The sequence below is a fragment of the Novosphingobium sp. Sphag1I genome, from assembly GCF_056279125.1.
Window position 1 is genome coordinate 59807 of record NZ_JBWBQS010000008.1, and the last position, 16638, is coordinate 76444.

A 16638-nucleotide genomic window follows, 5' to 3' on the forward strand; every position below is an offset into this window, starting at 1 on the left:
CAAAGGGACTCGGTTCCTTTGCAATCCCGATACTGCCTATGTTGCGCGCCGGATCAAGCACAGTGGATTGACGCAGCGATGAAATTATAAAGCCTGCTGCGCATCAGGCATGAGGTTGCCGCGCCGCAGGCTTTACAAAAATTGCCCGAAACGCTTCGCCGCCGTCTTCACACCACCCCATAACGGGATTGCAAAGGGCCCCCGCCCTTTGCCCGCCGGAGGCACAGTCTCTTACGCCAATTCCTCCAAAACCACCTTCAACGCCGCCGCATTGATGGCCGCCGCCTTTTCGGCATCATCGGCTTCGCTGTAACACCGCAGTTCAGGGGCATTGCCCGAACGGCGCAGGTGCAACACCGAACCATCCGCGCAAGACATGCGGATACCATCGGTCAGATCCACGCCGATGATCGCGCCCGCGATCCCGCCGAAATAGCCGCTCATCCGATCCAACTGCTCCTGGGTTCCACCTTCCAGCAAGGCGGCAAAGATCGCTTCGCTGCGCTCGGTGGCAAAGCTCTGAATGCGGTCGGAATAGGTCACGCGCGGCGGCAATTCGCCCAGCAGATCGGCAACGCGGCGCCCCCGCGCCGCGGCGATCACTGCCACCACCGGCAACACGGCATCACGCGTGGGCAGCGCCGAAATCTTGCGCCCGCCCAAATCAAAATCGCTGGCCAGCAAAAAGCCGCCATTCGCCTCATAGCCGCAAACATTGCCCTGCCCGGCGGCCAGCGCGGCATTCATGGCGTCGATTACAAAGGGCGAACCGATGCGCGTGCGCGCGCAATGGGCAAACGCGCCCGACAGTTCCAGCACAGTGTTGCTCGACACAGGCGTCACCACCGTACCCGCACCCAATGCCCGCGCGCACAGGACGCCCAAAACGTCGCCGCGCATCCATTCACCCGTATGGTCGGCCAGCAAGGGACGGTCGCTGTCGCCATCGGTCGAAATGATCGCATCGAACCCATATTCCGCCGCCCATTCACGGGCCAGAACAACGTCTTCGGGGCGGATGGCTTCGGTATCGACCGGGATGAATTTGGTCGCACGCCCAATCGGCACGCCCTTGGCGCCCAGCGCCTCGACAATGGACAGGACAACATCGCGCCCGACTGCTGAATGCTGATAAACGCCAATGGTCCGCCCGGCCAGGGCATCATCACCAAACGCCGCGACATAACGCGCGATATAGGCGGTTTCCGCGTCGGTCACTTTGGGCAACGGCGCGGGCGACACCAACATGCCCGCATCATCAAACGCGCCATCGGCCAGCTTGACCACCTGACGCTTCATGCCCGCTTCGTCGGATTTCAGCACTTCGCCGGCGGGGCGATAGAATTTGATGCCATTGCGGTCATCGGGAATATGGCTGCCTGTTACCATCAGGCTGGGGATCGCCTGCCCAAAGGCATAGAGCGCGAGAGCGGGCGTCGGAACATAGCCGCAGAACACCGGCTCGCCCCCCAGATCGCGGATGGCTTGCGCACAGGCGGCCAGAATGCGCGGCGTGCTGGGGCGCAAATCCCCGGCCAGTGCCACACGACCGCCAGAATATTCGCCAATTTCACACAAATAAGAAAGAAAACCCTGTGTGTATCCGTAGCACACATGGTCCGTCATCGCGACGACCTCTCCGCGCGCGCCGCTGGTGCCAAATTGCACACCCGATTGTTGCATCAACAAATCAACGGTGAGCGGCGCAAGAGCGGCGGTGCTGGTCATTTGATCTTCCTTTGTACGGTCGCACTGTACAAGGCATGTCGATGCCTAGGTGAATTCCATTATACAATATCTTGCATCGCAACAAAGTGCCTAATCGGATCGTAGGAAACGAACCATCAGCATGCCCTGCGCTGTACCAGATACGACAATTCGACCGCCGTTACCGTCAATTGCCGCGCGCGGCAAACCCCAATGCCGGATCATCGGTGAAGAACCCGTCCAGCCCCAGCGCCAGATAGCGGCGGATTTCGGCAATGCTGCCTTCGACATGGCGCGCGTTTTCACCTTCGCCGCTGCGGAAATCGGCGGCCATAAAGCGGTTTTCCGGGCGGAATGTCCATGTGCCCACCAATAATCCCGCACGATGCGCCGCCTCGACCAATCCGGTCGGTTTGCCCAGACGTCCATCGGCCTCCAACGGGATCAACATGCGCGTGGCGGGCGCCAGCCAGTCAGCATAGGTGGCAATTTCGCCCAACCCCTGCGGCGTCAACAGATCGGCCCACACCCTTTTGTCGCCAGCAGCCACGAAATCAACAGGGCTTTGGCGCGGATCGCCCACCAATTGCATCAATTGAATATTACTCCGCCCCGCCAGCATCTTTTTCAACGCCTTGAGATTGGCAACCTCAAAGCTCTGAATCACGACAGGAGCCGTTTTCAAATAAGCACTGGCGTTCAACCGTTCGATCAGGCGGGGTTCGATGGGCAAACCAATCCCGGCGAAATAGGTCGAATGTTTGACCTCTGGAATAAGACCGATCACCCGCCCGCGCGCCGCCGCCTCGGCCGCGACGAAATCGGCGATTTCCTCCAGCATCACAATCTGGAACTGGCCGTCATAGCTCTGGCTTTCGGGCCGCACTGCGCCAAGCCGCTCCTTGGCCCGCAGCGTTTTCAATTCGGCCAGAGTGAAATCCTCGGTGAACCAGCCGACAAGCTTTTCACCATCGACCACCTTTTCCACCCGGCGATTGGCAAATTCAGGGTGCGCCGCAACATCGGTGGTTTCGGCAATGTTGTTTTCATGCCGCGCCACCAACACGCCATCCTTGGTACAGCACAGGTCCGGTTCAATGAAATCGGCCCCATCGGCAATCGCCTTGGCATAGGAACCCAGAGTATGTTCCGGGCGCAAAGCCGATGCCCCGCGATGGGCCAACAGCAAAGGCCGCGCCGGACGGACACGCGCCGAAACGCGCTCCCCCGCCGGCGCGGCAAAAGCCATGCTCCGCCCCCCCGTCACGGCGCCCGCCATCAGCAGACCTTGCGACAACACATTGCGACGAGAGAGCGGATTACGCATCGATCAAAGCCCCACGGCCAGGGTGATAAAGAACTGGCGCGGGGCAACCGGATAGGCCGCAAAGCTGCCAGCATTGTTGAAGCTCGACACCTGCAACCAGCCCTTCTTGTCGAACAGGTTGGTGATGTTCAGGCTCAGCTCGGCCTTCTTGGCATGCACCAGTTGCGCGGGCAACTGATAAGCCACGCGGGCCGATGCCATGAACAGGCTGGGGATCGAGGCGTCATTGGTATAGGTCGCGTAGCGGCGGCCGATATAGTCGCCGATCAGTTGAACCTCGGCATCGCCATAATTCACCGTCAGCATAGTCTTGTTCATCCACTGGGGCGAGCCGGGAATCTGCTTGCCGCCGGTGGGAACCACGCCGCCAACGGTGGCATAGCCGCCGATCTGCGTGCCGGTGGCCGCGCCCGTCACGGTCGAATAGTCGCTGCCATAACGCGAGCTGTTATAGCTGAGCGCATTATAGAGCTTCACATGCTGACCAAAACCAAGGGTCACGGCGGCGTCGACACCATCTGTGGTCACGCTGCCCACGTTGAACAGCGCCGTGGTCGAGGCGTTGATCGAATTGATCGCACCCGATGTCGAGAGCGCCAGCAGGCGGTTGCTGAAATCGACGTGGTAATAGTTGACCTGCGCATCGATGCTGCTGAGCAGGCCGGAGAAGTTGCGGTGGCTGCGCAGACCCACTTCATAAACCCATGCCGTTTCGGGGCGGACATTGGCCTTGATGTAGTCAAACGCTGCCTGGCTGCCGGTGCTCCACGGGTCGGCCGAACCGCCCGCGCCATAGGCCTGGAATTGGCGCAGGTTCTTCTGGACGTTGAAATAGAGTTTTTCGGAACCGTTCAGATCATAATTGGCGCCAAACGAAGGCAGGAACCAATTGGTCGAATTGATCCGGCCACTGGGGCGCGGGTTGTTGATTTCCTGCACCGTGAATACGCCATTGGCGAATTGCGCGCTGGTCTTGATACCGCCTTCGACGTTCAGGCGGCTGTTGACGCGCCATGCGTCCTGAATGTGCAGTTGCAGGTTATCCGTGCGCATTTCGACCGCATATTGCGTGATCAGATAGCCGGTCGGGCGGATATAGGGGCTGTAGGCGTTGGGCGTGTTCACATTCATCGGATACCAACGGCGATAGGCCGAAGATTCATTGTGGTGGAACCAAACGCCCGCCTCGATCCGGTGATCGCCCGCGTCAATGTTCAGATTGCTGATGATGCCTTCGCGGTGGATCATATATTCGGTGGTACGGATGGCGTAACCCGATCCGCCGAACACGGTTTTCAGATCCTGACCGGGAAAGTATTTCGCAAAGAGCGAAGGCAGGCCCGCCACCGTGATCGGCCCGGCCACCACGCCCACGCCGTCATTGTGGTGGATATAGAACTGGTTCGACCACTTGACCGCCTTCGACAGATTCACATCATATTTGACATAACCCAGATAGTCGGTGCGCTGTGCATCGGAATAGAAATTGCGATAATTGTTGGCCGCCGCCGCCGGCACATTGCCGCTGGCATCCAGATAGTTCAGCGCCGCGCTGAAGCTGGGATAGGTGAAGGGGCGCGTATAGGGCTGATAGGCCTGCGCCGCAGTGGTGGGGTTGGTATAGATGGTGGTGGCGTCTTCGTTCGGCTCCACCTTGTCCGAATAGGCGAAATAGGCGGTCAGTTTGCCGTGGCTGTCTTCGTGGATGAATTTACCATTGGCCTGATAGCCACCCTGAACCCCGGCAAAGTCCCATGCGCGGGCGCGCTGGCGGCTGCCCGACAGGAAGAGTTTGTTGCCATTGCCGAATTCACCCGAATCCACGCGGACGAACGTGCGCGCCGTGCCATAGGAACCGCCGGTGTGGTTGATTTCCAGACCGCGCTCGTTCGACGGATCGCGGCTGGAGATTTCGACCGCACCGCCAAGGTTGCTGATCGAGGCCACGCCCAATTCACCGGCACCGGTGGCAACAACCGTGCGCCCGGTGTTTTCCGAAATCAGCGCGCGGCTGGGCGAAAGGCCGTTGTAATTGCCATAGTTCTGGTCGCCCAGCGGCACGCCATCCATCGTATAGCCCAATTGCTGGGCCGAGAAGCCGTGGACGAACATCTGGGCGTTCTGTTCATTGTTGCCCCACGGGTCGGCGGTCACATACAATACGCCGGGCAGGCTCTGGATCGCCTTGAGCGGCGAGATGCCGGGCAGGATTTTCTGCATTTCCGCCGCCGGAATGGCCGTGGCCGAACGCGTGGTCTTGGCGTTGACGACGATGGTTTCGCCCATATCCGCCGAGGCGTCGGCGGCATCGGCCGCAGGAACAGGTAGGTTGGCGGCAAAAGCGGGCGTGGTGGCCAGCGCAAGCGAAACGGCAACCAGCGAAAGGCTGGCGCGCAATGTGATTCGACCCATGACGTTCCTCATCTTTTGCAGCATGGCGCTGCAGTTGCGAAGGCCGCTAGGGGAAGCACGTGACTACTGCGCGTCAGTTCAGAGACAAATCCATGAAATTGATGGCATTTTTGTGAAAATGCTGCATTCGGTAATCGCCGCCAAGGATTTATGCCTAAAGCTTGTGTCCAGTTGCCATTCACAGCATGTGGGCCTAGGCATTTCATCATGTGCAGCGCGACAAATCCCTCCGACAAGCCGGGCGCAGACATCTCCTCTGCCCCGCTGAATGCCGAGCGCATCGTGGATGAAGCCATCGCCTTGATGCAGGAACAAGGGCTCGACGCGGTCTCTTTGCGGCGCCTTGCCGGGCGGTTGGGCGTACAGGCCATGTCGATCTATTGGCACATCCCCAACAAGGAAGAATTGCTGCGCCGCATGAGCAAGCAGCTCTATGCCGAGGCCACCAAGGATATGCCCGCCGCCCAAACATGGCAGGATTGGGCGTCCAATTACGCGCACGCGCTGTGGATCATGTATCACGGAGCCCGCGATGCGGCGCGCCTGACATTTTCGCTGGGTTATGGTGTCGAGGAAATCAGGGGCTTCCGGCAACATTTGGCCGAAATTCTGCAACCTCTGGGGCTTTCCGCGGCCGAGGCCATTCAGCTCCATGCCTCCATTCACGCGATTGTGATTGGCTGGACCGGGTTCAACAAATTTTACGGCGAGGCGCTGGAGCAACTCGATCCGATTGAACCGGCGATGACCGAAAGCGTGAATACGCTGATCGCTGGTTTTGAATGCCGGCGTCAAAAATAACAGCGCCTTAGCGCTATCCTGCGTAGCGCCCAGCCCCTGATCCGACGAATATGAGCGGAGGGAGGGCGAAACCCTTGGGCATCCCTCCGCCTGTCCATTCCTGCACTGACGCAGGCTTGTCGGTTAACCCTCAGTTTTGGCGAAAACCTTTGCCCCATTGGTCGCCCATTCCATCAAGGCCTGGGTGCGGGCCTTGGCGCCTTCGGGATCGGCCTCGATCGGCAGGACCGCATCGACGATACGGTCAAAATGGGCGCGGATCTGTTCCTTCGCTTCGGGATAGGGGATGATGTAGAGGTCGCCCTTCTCGATGCCCTTCTTGGTCCATTCGGCCAATTCGACCGGCTCCATCCCATGGCGGTGGATCGAATGCAGCGACTGGATCGTCGCCTCATCCTCGCGATAGCCGGACGGGCCAAGGTCGGCGGGGCGCAGCTTGCTGGCCTCGGCAATGTTGCTCTTGATGTTGGCGGGGCAAATCACCGACACGCCGATATTATACTTGGCCAACCCCTGCGCATAGCCTTCCATCAGGTTGATCACCGCCGCCTTGGCCGCCGAATAGGGCGCGGCAAGAGCGCTGCCCGAAAGGCCGCCAAGCGAGGATGTGGTGACGATATGGCCGGGACGCCCGCTCTCGATCATGCGCGGGACAAAGGTCACCATGCCATTGATCACCCCGCCAAGGTTCACCCCGATCAGCCAGTCGAAATCGGCATAGGTGGTCTTTTCCACCGGGCCAAAGCTGTTCACGCCCGCCGTGTTGAACAGCATCGTCGGGGCGGCCCCAAAGACCTGCTCGACCTCGTCGGCGGCGCGGGCATAGGCGGCGCGGTCGGTGATATCCAGCACGATACCATGGGCGGTGATGCCTTCGGCCCGCAATTGCGTCAGGGCCGCCTCAATCGCATCGGCGCGCAGATCGGCGATCACGATCTTGGCCCCGGCGCGACCGAACACCAACGCCTGTCCTAGGCCAGCGCCCGAGGCGCCGCCGGTGATAAAGGCAACTTGCCCGTTGAAATCCTGCATAAATCGCATCCTCTCTTACCATACGGGCGATCTGAAACCTGAGTCGCCTTTGTATGTTATACTTACATTGTAAGGAGCGATGCGCAAGAGGATCAGAACGTCCCGCATTCCGAAAGTATCTGTCCGGTGGGCCTTCCCCGCGCCGCCATAATGCGGATGCGCGCCTCATTGGTCAGCACGTCCCAGGCGGCTTCCTCGACCTTGGGCCACAGCGCGTGGGGGATGACAACCACGCCGTTTTCGTCGCCAAAGATCATGTCGTCATGTTCGATACGCACATCGCCGATCTTGACCGGCATGTTCATCGAACCCAGCGTGCCTTCATATTTGATATCGTCGCAATAGGACCGCCGTGCATAGACCGGCAGGCCCAGCAGCGACACATCACGGCTGTCACGCGTCACGCCGTCGATCACCGCCCCCACAGCCCCCGCGCGAATGGCCAGCGTCGCGTTCAGATCGCCGAAATAGGCAAAACCGGGCGCTTCATTGGCGACGGTGATGACGCAACCGGGACGCACGAAACGATAGGAATCCAGCGCATCATAAATGCCCTTCCACCGCCCGCTTTCACGCTCCTCCGCCGTGATGGCCACCAATTGTAACGTGCGCGCCCGGCCCAGCATTTTGCCCGGACTGGTCGCCGCGATATGGGCGGGCAAGACCGCGCGAAGCCCCATCTCCTTGGTGATATCGGCCAGAACAGGCGAGGACAGATATTGCGTCAGGGCGCGCAACCGCGTGACCTCCTGCGCCCGGTGCCCGGCACACAGCGCCTCGGCCATGATCAGGTCGGCGGGATTGTTGATGTCCACCTGCTCGGTCGGGTCCAGTTCGAACAGGATGGGGTTGCGCCCGAAACGCTGGGTCGGCACCGGATCGCCGGGACGACGGCGCACGATGTAAAGGCTCATGGCCTCAATCACCGTGGGGGGCAATTCGACGCTGTTGGGGATGCGGCCACGGCCATACATCGGTTCAACCCCGTCCCAGCAATATTGCTTGGCACGGCTGACCGCGACCAGGCTGTCGGCTTCGGGATTGTCGATCATCGCCTGAATGGCCCGCGCCACGGTGTGTTCGGTGACAAATGGCGCGGTGCATAAGGCCTGAAGATAGAGGTCATAGGGACCATCGACCTGATCGGCTGCGGCGCATTCCCATGCGAACAATCCATGGCCGTCGCAGGCATTGCTGGCCAATTCGACCGGGCGATGCAGGCGGCGCACCGGCAGATCACCGACCAAAGCGCCGATCACATCGCATTCCGTGTCCAGATAGACCGCATCCACCGCCCCACAGGCCAGCAATTGCCGCAATTTGCGCAGGAACAGATGGTCGCCGTCCAGAACCTGCGTGTTCTTGGCCTCGATCCGCTCACTATTGCCCTTGGCGGGCATCAGGGCGGCCACACGCGGGCGGGACGGGATGGACGAATGGGCGTTCATAGGCTCTGCACCAGATCGACGCTGTGCACCATGCCCAGCAGGCGACCGGCGTCATCGGTCACAGGCAAAACGGAAAACCCCGCCCCATGGTCGCGCATCAGATCCAGCGCATCTCCCATGGTGGCCGAGGGCGAAAGGACGGTGGGGTCGGCGCGCATCACGTCGGCGGCGCGTTCGGCATAGATGTCGCGGCGGGCGGCCACCGCACGGCGGATGTCGCCATCGACGATCAACCCGACCAGATAGCCACCGTCGACCACACATGCCGCTCCCATCCGCCCCATGGAAATGGCCGCAATCACATCGGCCAGACTGGCATCGGGCGCGACAAGGGGCAAGGAAGCCCCTTCACGCATGACGCTGCGGATCGATTGAGCGCGTTGGCCCAGCGCGCCGGCGGGGTGGCTGCGCAGGAAATCGGTGCGGGCGAAGCCGCGCAACTGGCTGGCCGCAACGGCCATCGCGTCCCCCATCGCCATTTGCAGCGTCGTGCTGGCCGTAGGGGCCATGCCCAGATGGTCGGCTTCACGCAGGATGGGCAGCAACACCAAAGTATCCACCGCGCGCGCCAGAGCCGTATCGGCGCGACCGACAAGGCCGATCAGGTGACACCGCCGGTCGCGCAATCCGGGCAGAATACGCATCAATTCCACCGTCGTTCCGCTGTTCGAAAACAGGATCACCACGCTGCCCTGTGTGACGGCGCCAAGGTCGCCATGGCTGGCATCGCCCGCCGACAAACAGAACGAAGGCGTGCCGAGGCTGGACAAGGTTGCCGCAATTTTGGCCGCAACCAGCCCCGATTTGCCAACCCCGCAGCACAGAACCGGCAACCGCGTCGCCGCGACCGCATGGATCGCGGCCGACAATCCCTCCGGCGGTTGGGCCAGACAATCGGCCAGCGCCTGCATCTCGCCGCGCAGCACCTCCAACGCCCATTCCTCGACCGGCGTGGCAACCAGTTCGACCGCGCGCAGGGGCAAGACTGGTTGCATGATCATGGGACAATCACTTCCAACGCGTCCAGATTGGCATCCATGTCATCGAACGTCTGCTCCCCCCTGGCGTGGCGCAGCAACAGGTTGAGTTCGACCGCTTCGGGCCGCAGCAAACGCGCCGCCAGATGCCATTCGAACCAACGCCGCGCCGCCGCCCGATCAGGGGGCGTCAATTCGCCAATATTGGCATGGGCGTTCAGCCACGGCGCCATCGGCTTTTGCCCCAGATGCAGCATCGGCTTTCCGGCAAAGGCAGCCAGCGTCCAGCTCTTGGAAAGGTCGGTAAAGACCGCTGTCGCGCCCGCGATCATGGCATTGGTGTCATCGGGCGCGCCGCTCAACCGATCCGATGCGGTGGCAAGGAACACGTTCAGAGCGCCGCGATCGACATGCAGCGTGTTGAGCGGGTGGTCGCTGACCGTAATCCGCCATTCTTCGGGCAAGGTGTCGAGCAGATGCCGCAACAGAACCTCCCCCTCGCGATAGACGCTGTGTTGAAGGAACAGGTTTTCCTCATGCTCATAGGGCAGAGGGACGGCCAGTTGCGGGCGCGAGAGGGGAATGGAAATCGTGCCAAAGCGTTTGGCGGCCGCCTGCCACAAGGCGTCGACCCGTTCGCCCAGTTCCTCTGGGAGGCTCCAGTCGTCCGGCGTGAAGCCATAGGAAAAGGGCTCCTCCTCCAGCACGACCCATGTCGGATCGGTGATGAAGGGGGCGGCGGCGGCCTCCATGATATAGCGGACGATGCCGGGGAACATGGCGGGCGTGGCAAAATCACAGCTTCGCGCCAAAGTCAGGTCAGGCTTTATCGAGGCCACCGTTTCAATCAGCCCCGGCACGGCCATGCCGCGCATCCGGAACCGGGACGGGTCGCCCTCGTCCATAATGTGCCAGCGCAGCTTATGCAGGTCCAGCAAGGGTTCGAGCTGTTGCCCCTCCACCCCGGTATTGCGCCAGAGCGGGGCCACCATCACGTGGATTTCATGCACCCATGCGTCGTCGTTCAGCCGCACCAGCATGGGCGAAATGATGGCCTCAAACCACCAAGGCGTGATCACCGGAAGATAGAAGAGAAGGCGCATCCTGTTCCCTGCAGCTTGGCAACAGGAATCGGATTTTTAATGTCCGCCCCTGTCGCCTCGCTTTATGAACAAGGATGCCTAAAGCATGGCTGTGCCTTGATTATGCAGGTTTACCTAATCGCCGCGTTCAAAACGTCAGGACGATGCGACCTTCGATCTTTCCGGCAATCATCCGGTCGAAAATGGCATTAATATCTTCCATCGGCGCGGTCTGGATCGTGCTCTTGACCTTGCCCTCTGCGGCAAAGGCAATCGCTTCGGCCAGATCGCGGCGTGTGCCGACAATCGACCCGCGCACGGTGATGCGTTTCAGGACGACATCAAAGATCGGCGTCGGAAACGCCCCCGGCGGCAGGCCCACCAGCGCGACCGTCCCCCGCCGCCGAACCATGGCCAGCGCCTGTTCAAAGGCGGGCACCGATACCGCCGTCACCAATACGCCATGAACGCCGCCGCCCGTCGCCTCGACCACGCGCGCCGCCGCATCCAGGTCCAGCGCATTGACCGCCATATCCGCGCCCAGCGCCAGCGCAAGGTCCAGCTTGTCCTGCCCCACATCGACGCCAACGACCTTCAGCCCCATCGCCTTGGCATATTGCACGGCGACATGGCCCAGTCCGCCCACGCCTGAAATGGCCACCCATTCGCCGGGCCGGGCCTCAGTTTCCTTCAACCCCTTATAGGTCGTAACCCCGGCGCAAAGGATCGGGGCCAAAGGCACAAGGTCCGCCCCCTTTGGCAAACGCCCGACATAGGCCGCGGGCGCCGTGACATATTCGGCATAGGTGCCATTGACCGAATAGCCGGTATTATGCTGCTTTTCACAAAGCGTTTCCCAGCCCGTCTGGCAAAATTCGCATTGCCCGCAGGCATCATGCAGCCATGGCACGCCCACCGCGTCACCAATCGCCAGATCATCCACCCCTTCGCCCAGAGCGGCAACATAGCCCACGCCCTCGTGGCCCGGAATGAAAGGCAAGGTCGGCTTGACCGGCCAGTCGCCATGTGCGGCATGCAAATCGGTATGGCAAACCCCGGTCGCGACCAACCTGACCAGCACTTCACCCCGCGCGGGGGTGGGCACGGGCCATTGCTCGATGGTCAGCGGGGCGCCAAATTCGCGTACAACCGCCGCGCGCATGGTGGGGGGGATCGAAGTCATCGGACATCTCCTTGAAAGGATGATGTTGCCCTAGACCCCGCGCCATGGCCCCGCCTTGATACCTGTCAAATAGCCCCGGCGATGGCGGTTCCGGCGGCATGGCCGCTGGCCCATGCCCATTGGAAATTATAGCCGCCCAGCCAGCCCGTTACATCCACCGCCTCGCCAATGGCGTAAAGACCGGGGACGGTGCTGGCCTCCATCGTCTTTTGTGAAAGGCCCGTGGTGGCGATGCCGCCTGCGGTGACTTCGGCCTTGGCATAGCCTTCGCTGCCATCGGGGTTGAAACGCCAGTCGGCCATTTGGGCCTCGGCGGCGCGCAGGGCCTTGTCCGACTGATTGCCCAGATCGCCCGGCAAATTCAGCCTTTCGGCCAGAGCCACCGCCAGACGATCGGGCAGATGGGCGCCCAACACCCGGCGCAAAGCAGCCTTGGGATTGGCCTTCTTGGCCTCCACCAACCACCCCTGCGCCAGATCGGGCAGGAAGTTGATGCCCAGCGGCACGCCGCGCTGCCAATAGGATGAGATTTGCAGGATCGCCGGCCCCGACAGGCCGCGATGGGTAAACAGCGCCGCCTCACGAAACGCCGCCTTGCCCCATGGGCCATCGGTCACGCGGGTTTCGACCGGGGTGGCCACGCCCGACAACTCGCGAAACAGCGCCTCGTCCCCCGGCAGGGTCAAAGGCACCAGCGCGGGCCGCGGCTGGACCACTTTCAACCCAAATTGCCGCGCCAGATCATAGGCGATCCCGGTCGCCCCCATCTTGGGGATCGAAGGCCCACCCGTCGCGATCACCAGATTGCGCGCCGAAATTACCTGATCCCCCGCACGGACATGGAACAAACCATCGGCATGACTGACCTCGCCCAGTGCCATGCCGCAGGCGATTTCCACGCCGCCCACCCGGCATTCCTCGACCAGCATGGCCAGAATTTCACGCGCCGAACCATCGCAGAACAATTGGCCCAACGTCTTTTCATGCCATGCGATGCCATAACGCTCGACCAGCGCCAGAAAATCCGCCGCCGTATAGCGCGACAGGGCCGAACGCGCGAAATGCTTGTTGGCCGACAGATAGCGTTCGTGGCTGGCGTGAATATTGGTGAAGTTACAGCGCCCGCCGCCCGAAATCAGGATCTTGCGTCCCGGTTCGGGGGCATGATCGAGCACGATCACCTTTGCGCCCCGTTGCCCCGCAACGCTTGCGCAAAACAGGCCCGCCGCGCCCGCGCCCAGCACGATCGCATCATGATTTTCAGGTGTCGCCGTCATGGCGCGGGCCTTAGGCCATCATGCGCCCTTGCGCCACCCCTCCAGCATTCGCGTGGCCAATGCCCGTCCCGAGAGCCACGCCGCCTCTACGCCATTGCCGCCCAGCCAGTCGCCGCAAGCGCCCAGCTGGATCTGCGGGTTCCACAGGGCAAATTGGGTCGAGGCGGGATTGTCGCTGGGAAGGGCAAATCGCCAACGATGCGCCTGCATGAATACAGGCTTTGGCAAAGCATCATCCACCATATCGCCAAATTGTGAAAGCAACGCCCCCGCCACATCCTCGGCCGCATCTTCCAGATGCTGCGCGCTCCATTGCGAGGTGGCGTGGACCACCCAGGTCTCGCCCCCGCCCCGCCCCGGCTTGGCCCCGTTGCGCAGGGCAAGGTCAATGCCACCCTTGGCCGAAATGACATCAGGCGCGGCAAGGATACGGTCAAAGGCAAACATCCCCGTCCACACCGGAACCGAGCGCACAGACGCCGCCACACGTGCCATGTTGAAATCATACAGCCCGGCCAGAAGCGCAGCCTGTTCAGCCGGCAAAGCCAAAAGGATCGCATTAAAGGGGCCATAGGGTTTATCACCCGCGTTCAACCACCAATCCCCGGCATGGAGCAGCGATGTGATCTGAACCCCAAAGCGCACATCATGCCCTTCGGCCGCATGGCGGACCAGCGCATTCATGCCCGGCACGCCCACCCAGTGCTGTCCATCGGGGTTGGGCCAGCGGGCAACCACGCCGCGCTTTTCCCATTGGGTCATCGCCGCGATGAAACCTTCGTCCCGCGCCGAAAACCACGGCGCGCCATGATCAAATTGCCAGTGGCCATCGTCCACTCGCCGAGTGGACAACCGCCCGCCCGCCGCCCGCCCCTTGTCGAACAGGGTCACGGTGTGCCCTTGCCCGACCAACAGATCGGCCGCGCAGAGGCCGGCCATTCCGGCGCCGATGATACCGATCTGCATTGATTAAAACTCCAAAACAATTACTATAAAATCATCAGGCTTATATTTGAATGAACATCAAATTAAACAAAAACAATATGGCAGATTATTTACACACAACACAATGACATTGAATGTTTTGAACAACAAGCCTGTTCCGTGCGAAACGCTTGGAAAACTGGGCAAACTGCCCTAAAGTGCGTGTATGTCACCTGACGAAATGATCCAGCTAAGCCCGATTCCTGCTGTTATCAGCGATCCAAGGCAACCCGATAACCCGATTATCGCATGCAATGAGGCATTTCTCGACCTGACCGGCTATTCTCGGCAAGAAGTGATCGGGCGCAATTGCCGGTTTCTGCGTGGGCCGGATACTGAAAGCGAACTGACCGAAGTCTTGCGCGATGCAATCCGCAAAAGCCAACCCGCCATTGTCGAGATCCGCAATTATAAAAAAGACGGCACGCCTTTTCGTAATGCCGTGATGATTGCGCCAATATTCGATACCGACGGCGGCGTTGAATATTTCCTCGGCTCGCAGGTCGAGGTTGCCGAAACCGGCGGCCAAACCCGCGAACAGGCGCTTGAACGCGTCAACACCCTTCCCCCGCGTCAACGTCAGATTCTGATCGAAATGGCCGCGGGCAAGCTGAACAAGCAGGTTGCATGGGAATTGGGCCTGTCGGAACGCACGATCAAGATGCACCGTTCGGCCATGTTCAAAACCTTGGGCGTGCGTTCCAGCGCCGAAGCCATCCGTGTCGCGGTCGAAGCGGGGCTGTAACGCCCCGCCCTATGGTTCTACCGCGCCCTTGAACGCCGCGCCCATATCCACCGTCGCGCGATAGGTCGGCGCGACGCGGGCCTTGGCCGCCTGTTCATAGACATAGCCCGCGCCCAGCAATTTACCCTCTTCATAGGGCCGCGCGATAAAGGACAGGCCCACCGGCAATCCGCCCACCAGCCCCATCGGCACGGTCAGATGCGGATAGCCCGACACCGCCGGAAGCCCGCTGGCCGACGGCCCGCGCCCTTGGTCGGTATAGATCGGGTCGATCAACCACGCTGGCCCCGTTGTCGGCTGCACCAGAATATCGGCCTTGGCCAACATCACATCCAACCCTTCGCGCGCGGCCAGCCGGACCGATTTCGCCCGCGCGCCCAGATATTCGGCGTCATTTACCCCGCGCGTCGTCTCGGCCTCTTCAAAACTTTCCTGCGCGAACAACGGCATTTCCGCCGCCGCATTCGCCTTGTTAAACGCAATTACCTCGGCCAGGCTGCGCGTCTTGACCGCTGTGGTCGACGTAAACAGGTAAGCGTTGAGATCGGCCTTCAACTCTGTGCGCAACGCATCATGTTCGGCCTGACTCAACCCTTCCAAAGCGGGCCGCTGCACCTCAACCAATTCGGCCCCTTGCGCTTTCAGCACTTCCAGCGCGGCGTCAAACCGCTGGGCCAAGGCGGCGATCATCACCGGGCGGTAATAGGCGATCCGCACCCCTTTCAGACTGGCGCTGTCCAAGGCTGCGGCGAAATCCTGTTTGTGGGTATCGGCATCGGCGGTGGCGGGATCACGTTCATCACGCCCCACCATGGCGGAAAACAGCATGGCCACATCACGCACGCTGCGCGCCATTGGGCCGGGGGTGTCCTGGCTGTGGCTGATGGGCACGACATGGGTGCGGCTGACCATGCCCACGGTCGGTTTCAATCCCACCAACCCATTGAGCGAGGACGGGCACACCACCGACCCATCGGTTTCCGTGCCCAATCCGCCCGCGCCAAAACTGGCCGCGACGCCCGCGCCCGTGCCGCTGGACGATCCGCAGGGGCTGCGGTCCAGCGCATAGGGGTTGCGCACCTGTCCGCCCATACCGCTCCACCCCGAAATCGAGTGGCTGGAGCGGATGTTGGCCCATTCCGAAAGGTTCGTCTTGGCAAGGATCACGGCCCCCGCCCCGCGCAGCAAAGCCACCACCGGCGCGTCACGCCCGCTGACATTGTCGCGCAGCGCCAGACTGCCCGCCGTGGTGGCGACAGGGTCCTGCGTCTCGATATTGTCCTTGATCAGGATGGGCACGCCATCAAGCGGCCCCAAAGCCTTGCCCGCCTTGCGCCGCGCGTCCGATGCGCGGGCCTGCGCGATGGCGTCCGGGTTCACCGCCAGAATAGCGCGCAATTGCGGCCCCTTGCGGTCCATCGCGGCAATGCGTTCCAGATAAGCGGCGGTCACAGCCTCACTGCTGATCGTCCGATTGGCCAATTGGGCGGAAATTTCCGACAGCGGCACTTCCTCCACCGTGGTTGCCGCCTGTGCAGAGGGCGCGATCACGGCGGCCCATGCGATCCAGTGAAATTTCATCTCGCCCCCTTTGGTTCGCGTCAAAGTCTATCCCAACAAAGCACAGGCGCAATGCGTCAATTGGGCAAAGTTGGTGGCTCAG

The 16638-nt window shown here is 61.5% G+C and carries 13 protein-coding genes; 2 read left to right on the plus strand and 11 right to left on the minus strand.

What is annotated here, in order from left to right:
* Positions 1-231: 231 nt before the first annotated feature.
* From ACZ9HU_RS10880 to ACZ9HU_RS10890, 3 genes are all read right to left on the minus strand, one after another.
* Positions 232-1728 carry a phosphomannomutase gene (locus ACZ9HU_RS10880; protein WP_476104879.1) on the minus strand — a complete coding sequence of 499 codons (1497 nt, stop codon included), beginning with the start codon at positions 1726-1728 and terminating at the stop codon, positions 232-234.
* A 166-nt stretch (positions 1729-1894) separates the two neighbouring features.
* Positions 1895-3034 (minus strand): glycerophosphodiester phosphodiesterase, encoded by a 1140-nt coding sequence (locus tag ACZ9HU_RS10885; protein WP_476104880.1) that lies wholly within the window; start codon positions 3032-3034, stop codon positions 1895-1897.
* Between the two features lie 3 nt (positions 3035-3037).
* Positions 3038-5446 carry a TonB-dependent receptor gene (locus tag ACZ9HU_RS10890; RefSeq protein ID WP_476104881.1) on the minus strand — a complete coding sequence of 803 codons (2409 nt, stop codon included), beginning with the start codon at positions 5444-5446 and terminating at the stop codon, positions 3038-3040.
* A gap of 207 nt (positions 5447-5653) precedes the next feature.
* Here ACZ9HU_RS10890 and ACZ9HU_RS10895 point away from each other — a divergent pair, with 207 nt between their 5' ends.
* On the plus strand, positions 5654-6247 hold the full coding sequence (locus ACZ9HU_RS10895; protein WP_476104882.1) for a TetR/AcrR family transcriptional regulator: 594 nt from the start codon (positions 5654-5656) through the stop codon (positions 6245-6247).
* Positions 6248-6370: 123 nt separating this feature from the next.
* Here the strand turns inward: ACZ9HU_RS10895 and ACZ9HU_RS10900 are convergent, their stop codons facing one another.
* The 7 genes from ACZ9HU_RS10900 to ACZ9HU_RS10930 form a co-directional block, all read right to left on the minus strand.
* Complete coding sequence (locus tag ACZ9HU_RS10900) at positions 6371-7279, minus strand: SDR family NAD(P)-dependent oxidoreductase (RefSeq protein WP_476104884.1); 909 nt, start codon at positions 7277-7279, stop codon at positions 6371-6373.
* A 92-nt stretch (positions 7280-7371) separates the two neighbouring features.
* Complete coding sequence (locus tag ACZ9HU_RS10905; RefSeq protein WP_476104885.1) at positions 7372-8727, minus strand: RraA family protein; 1356 nt, start codon at positions 8725-8727, stop codon at positions 7372-7374.
* A complete protein-coding gene (locus ACZ9HU_RS10910) occupies positions 8724-9728 on the minus strand; it encodes a KpsF/GutQ family sugar-phosphate isomerase (protein ID WP_476104887.1) in 1005 nt (334 codons plus the stop codon). Before ACZ9HU_RS10910 ends, ACZ9HU_RS10905 begins: the two co-directional genes overlap by 4 nt.
* Positions 9725-10807: a hypothetical protein gene (locus ACZ9HU_RS10915; protein ID WP_476104889.1), complete on the minus strand. Its 1083-nt coding sequence runs from the start codon at positions 10805-10807 to the stop codon at positions 9725-9727. The genes ACZ9HU_RS10910 and ACZ9HU_RS10915 overlap by 4 nt, the downstream gene beginning before the upstream one ends.
* Positions 10808-10934: 127 nt before the next feature.
* On the minus strand, positions 10935-11960 hold the full coding sequence (adhP, locus tag ACZ9HU_RS10920; RefSeq protein ID WP_476105123.1) for an alcohol dehydrogenase AdhP: 1026 nt from the start codon (positions 11958-11960) through the stop codon (positions 10935-10937).
* A gap of 74 nt (positions 11961-12034) precedes the next feature.
* Positions 12035-13246 carry a BaiN/RdsA family NAD(P)/FAD-dependent oxidoreductase gene (locus ACZ9HU_RS10925; protein ID WP_476104891.1) on the minus strand — a complete coding sequence of 404 codons (1212 nt, stop codon included), beginning with the start codon at positions 13244-13246 and terminating at the stop codon, positions 12035-12037.
* Between the two features lie 18 nt (positions 13247-13264).
* On the minus strand, positions 13265-14212 hold the full coding sequence (locus ACZ9HU_RS10930) for an NAD(P)/FAD-dependent oxidoreductase (RefSeq protein WP_476104893.1): 948 nt from the start codon (positions 14210-14212) through the stop codon (positions 13265-13267).
* Between the two features lie 184 nt (positions 14213-14396).
* Between ACZ9HU_RS10930 and ACZ9HU_RS10935 the strand changes: the two genes are divergently transcribed.
* Positions 14397-14975 (plus strand): response regulator transcription factor, encoded by a 579-nt coding sequence (locus ACZ9HU_RS10935; protein WP_476104894.1) that lies wholly within the window; start codon positions 14397-14399, stop codon positions 14973-14975.
* Positions 14976-14984: 9 nt separating this feature from the next.
* On the opposite strand, the gene ACZ9HU_RS10940 is transcribed toward ACZ9HU_RS10935, so the two are convergent.
* Positions 14985-16556 carry an amidase gene (locus ACZ9HU_RS10940; RefSeq protein WP_476104895.1) on the minus strand — a complete coding sequence of 524 codons (1572 nt, stop codon included), beginning with the start codon at positions 16554-16556 and terminating at the stop codon, positions 14985-14987.
* Between the last annotated feature and the right edge of the window lie 82 nt (positions 16557-16638).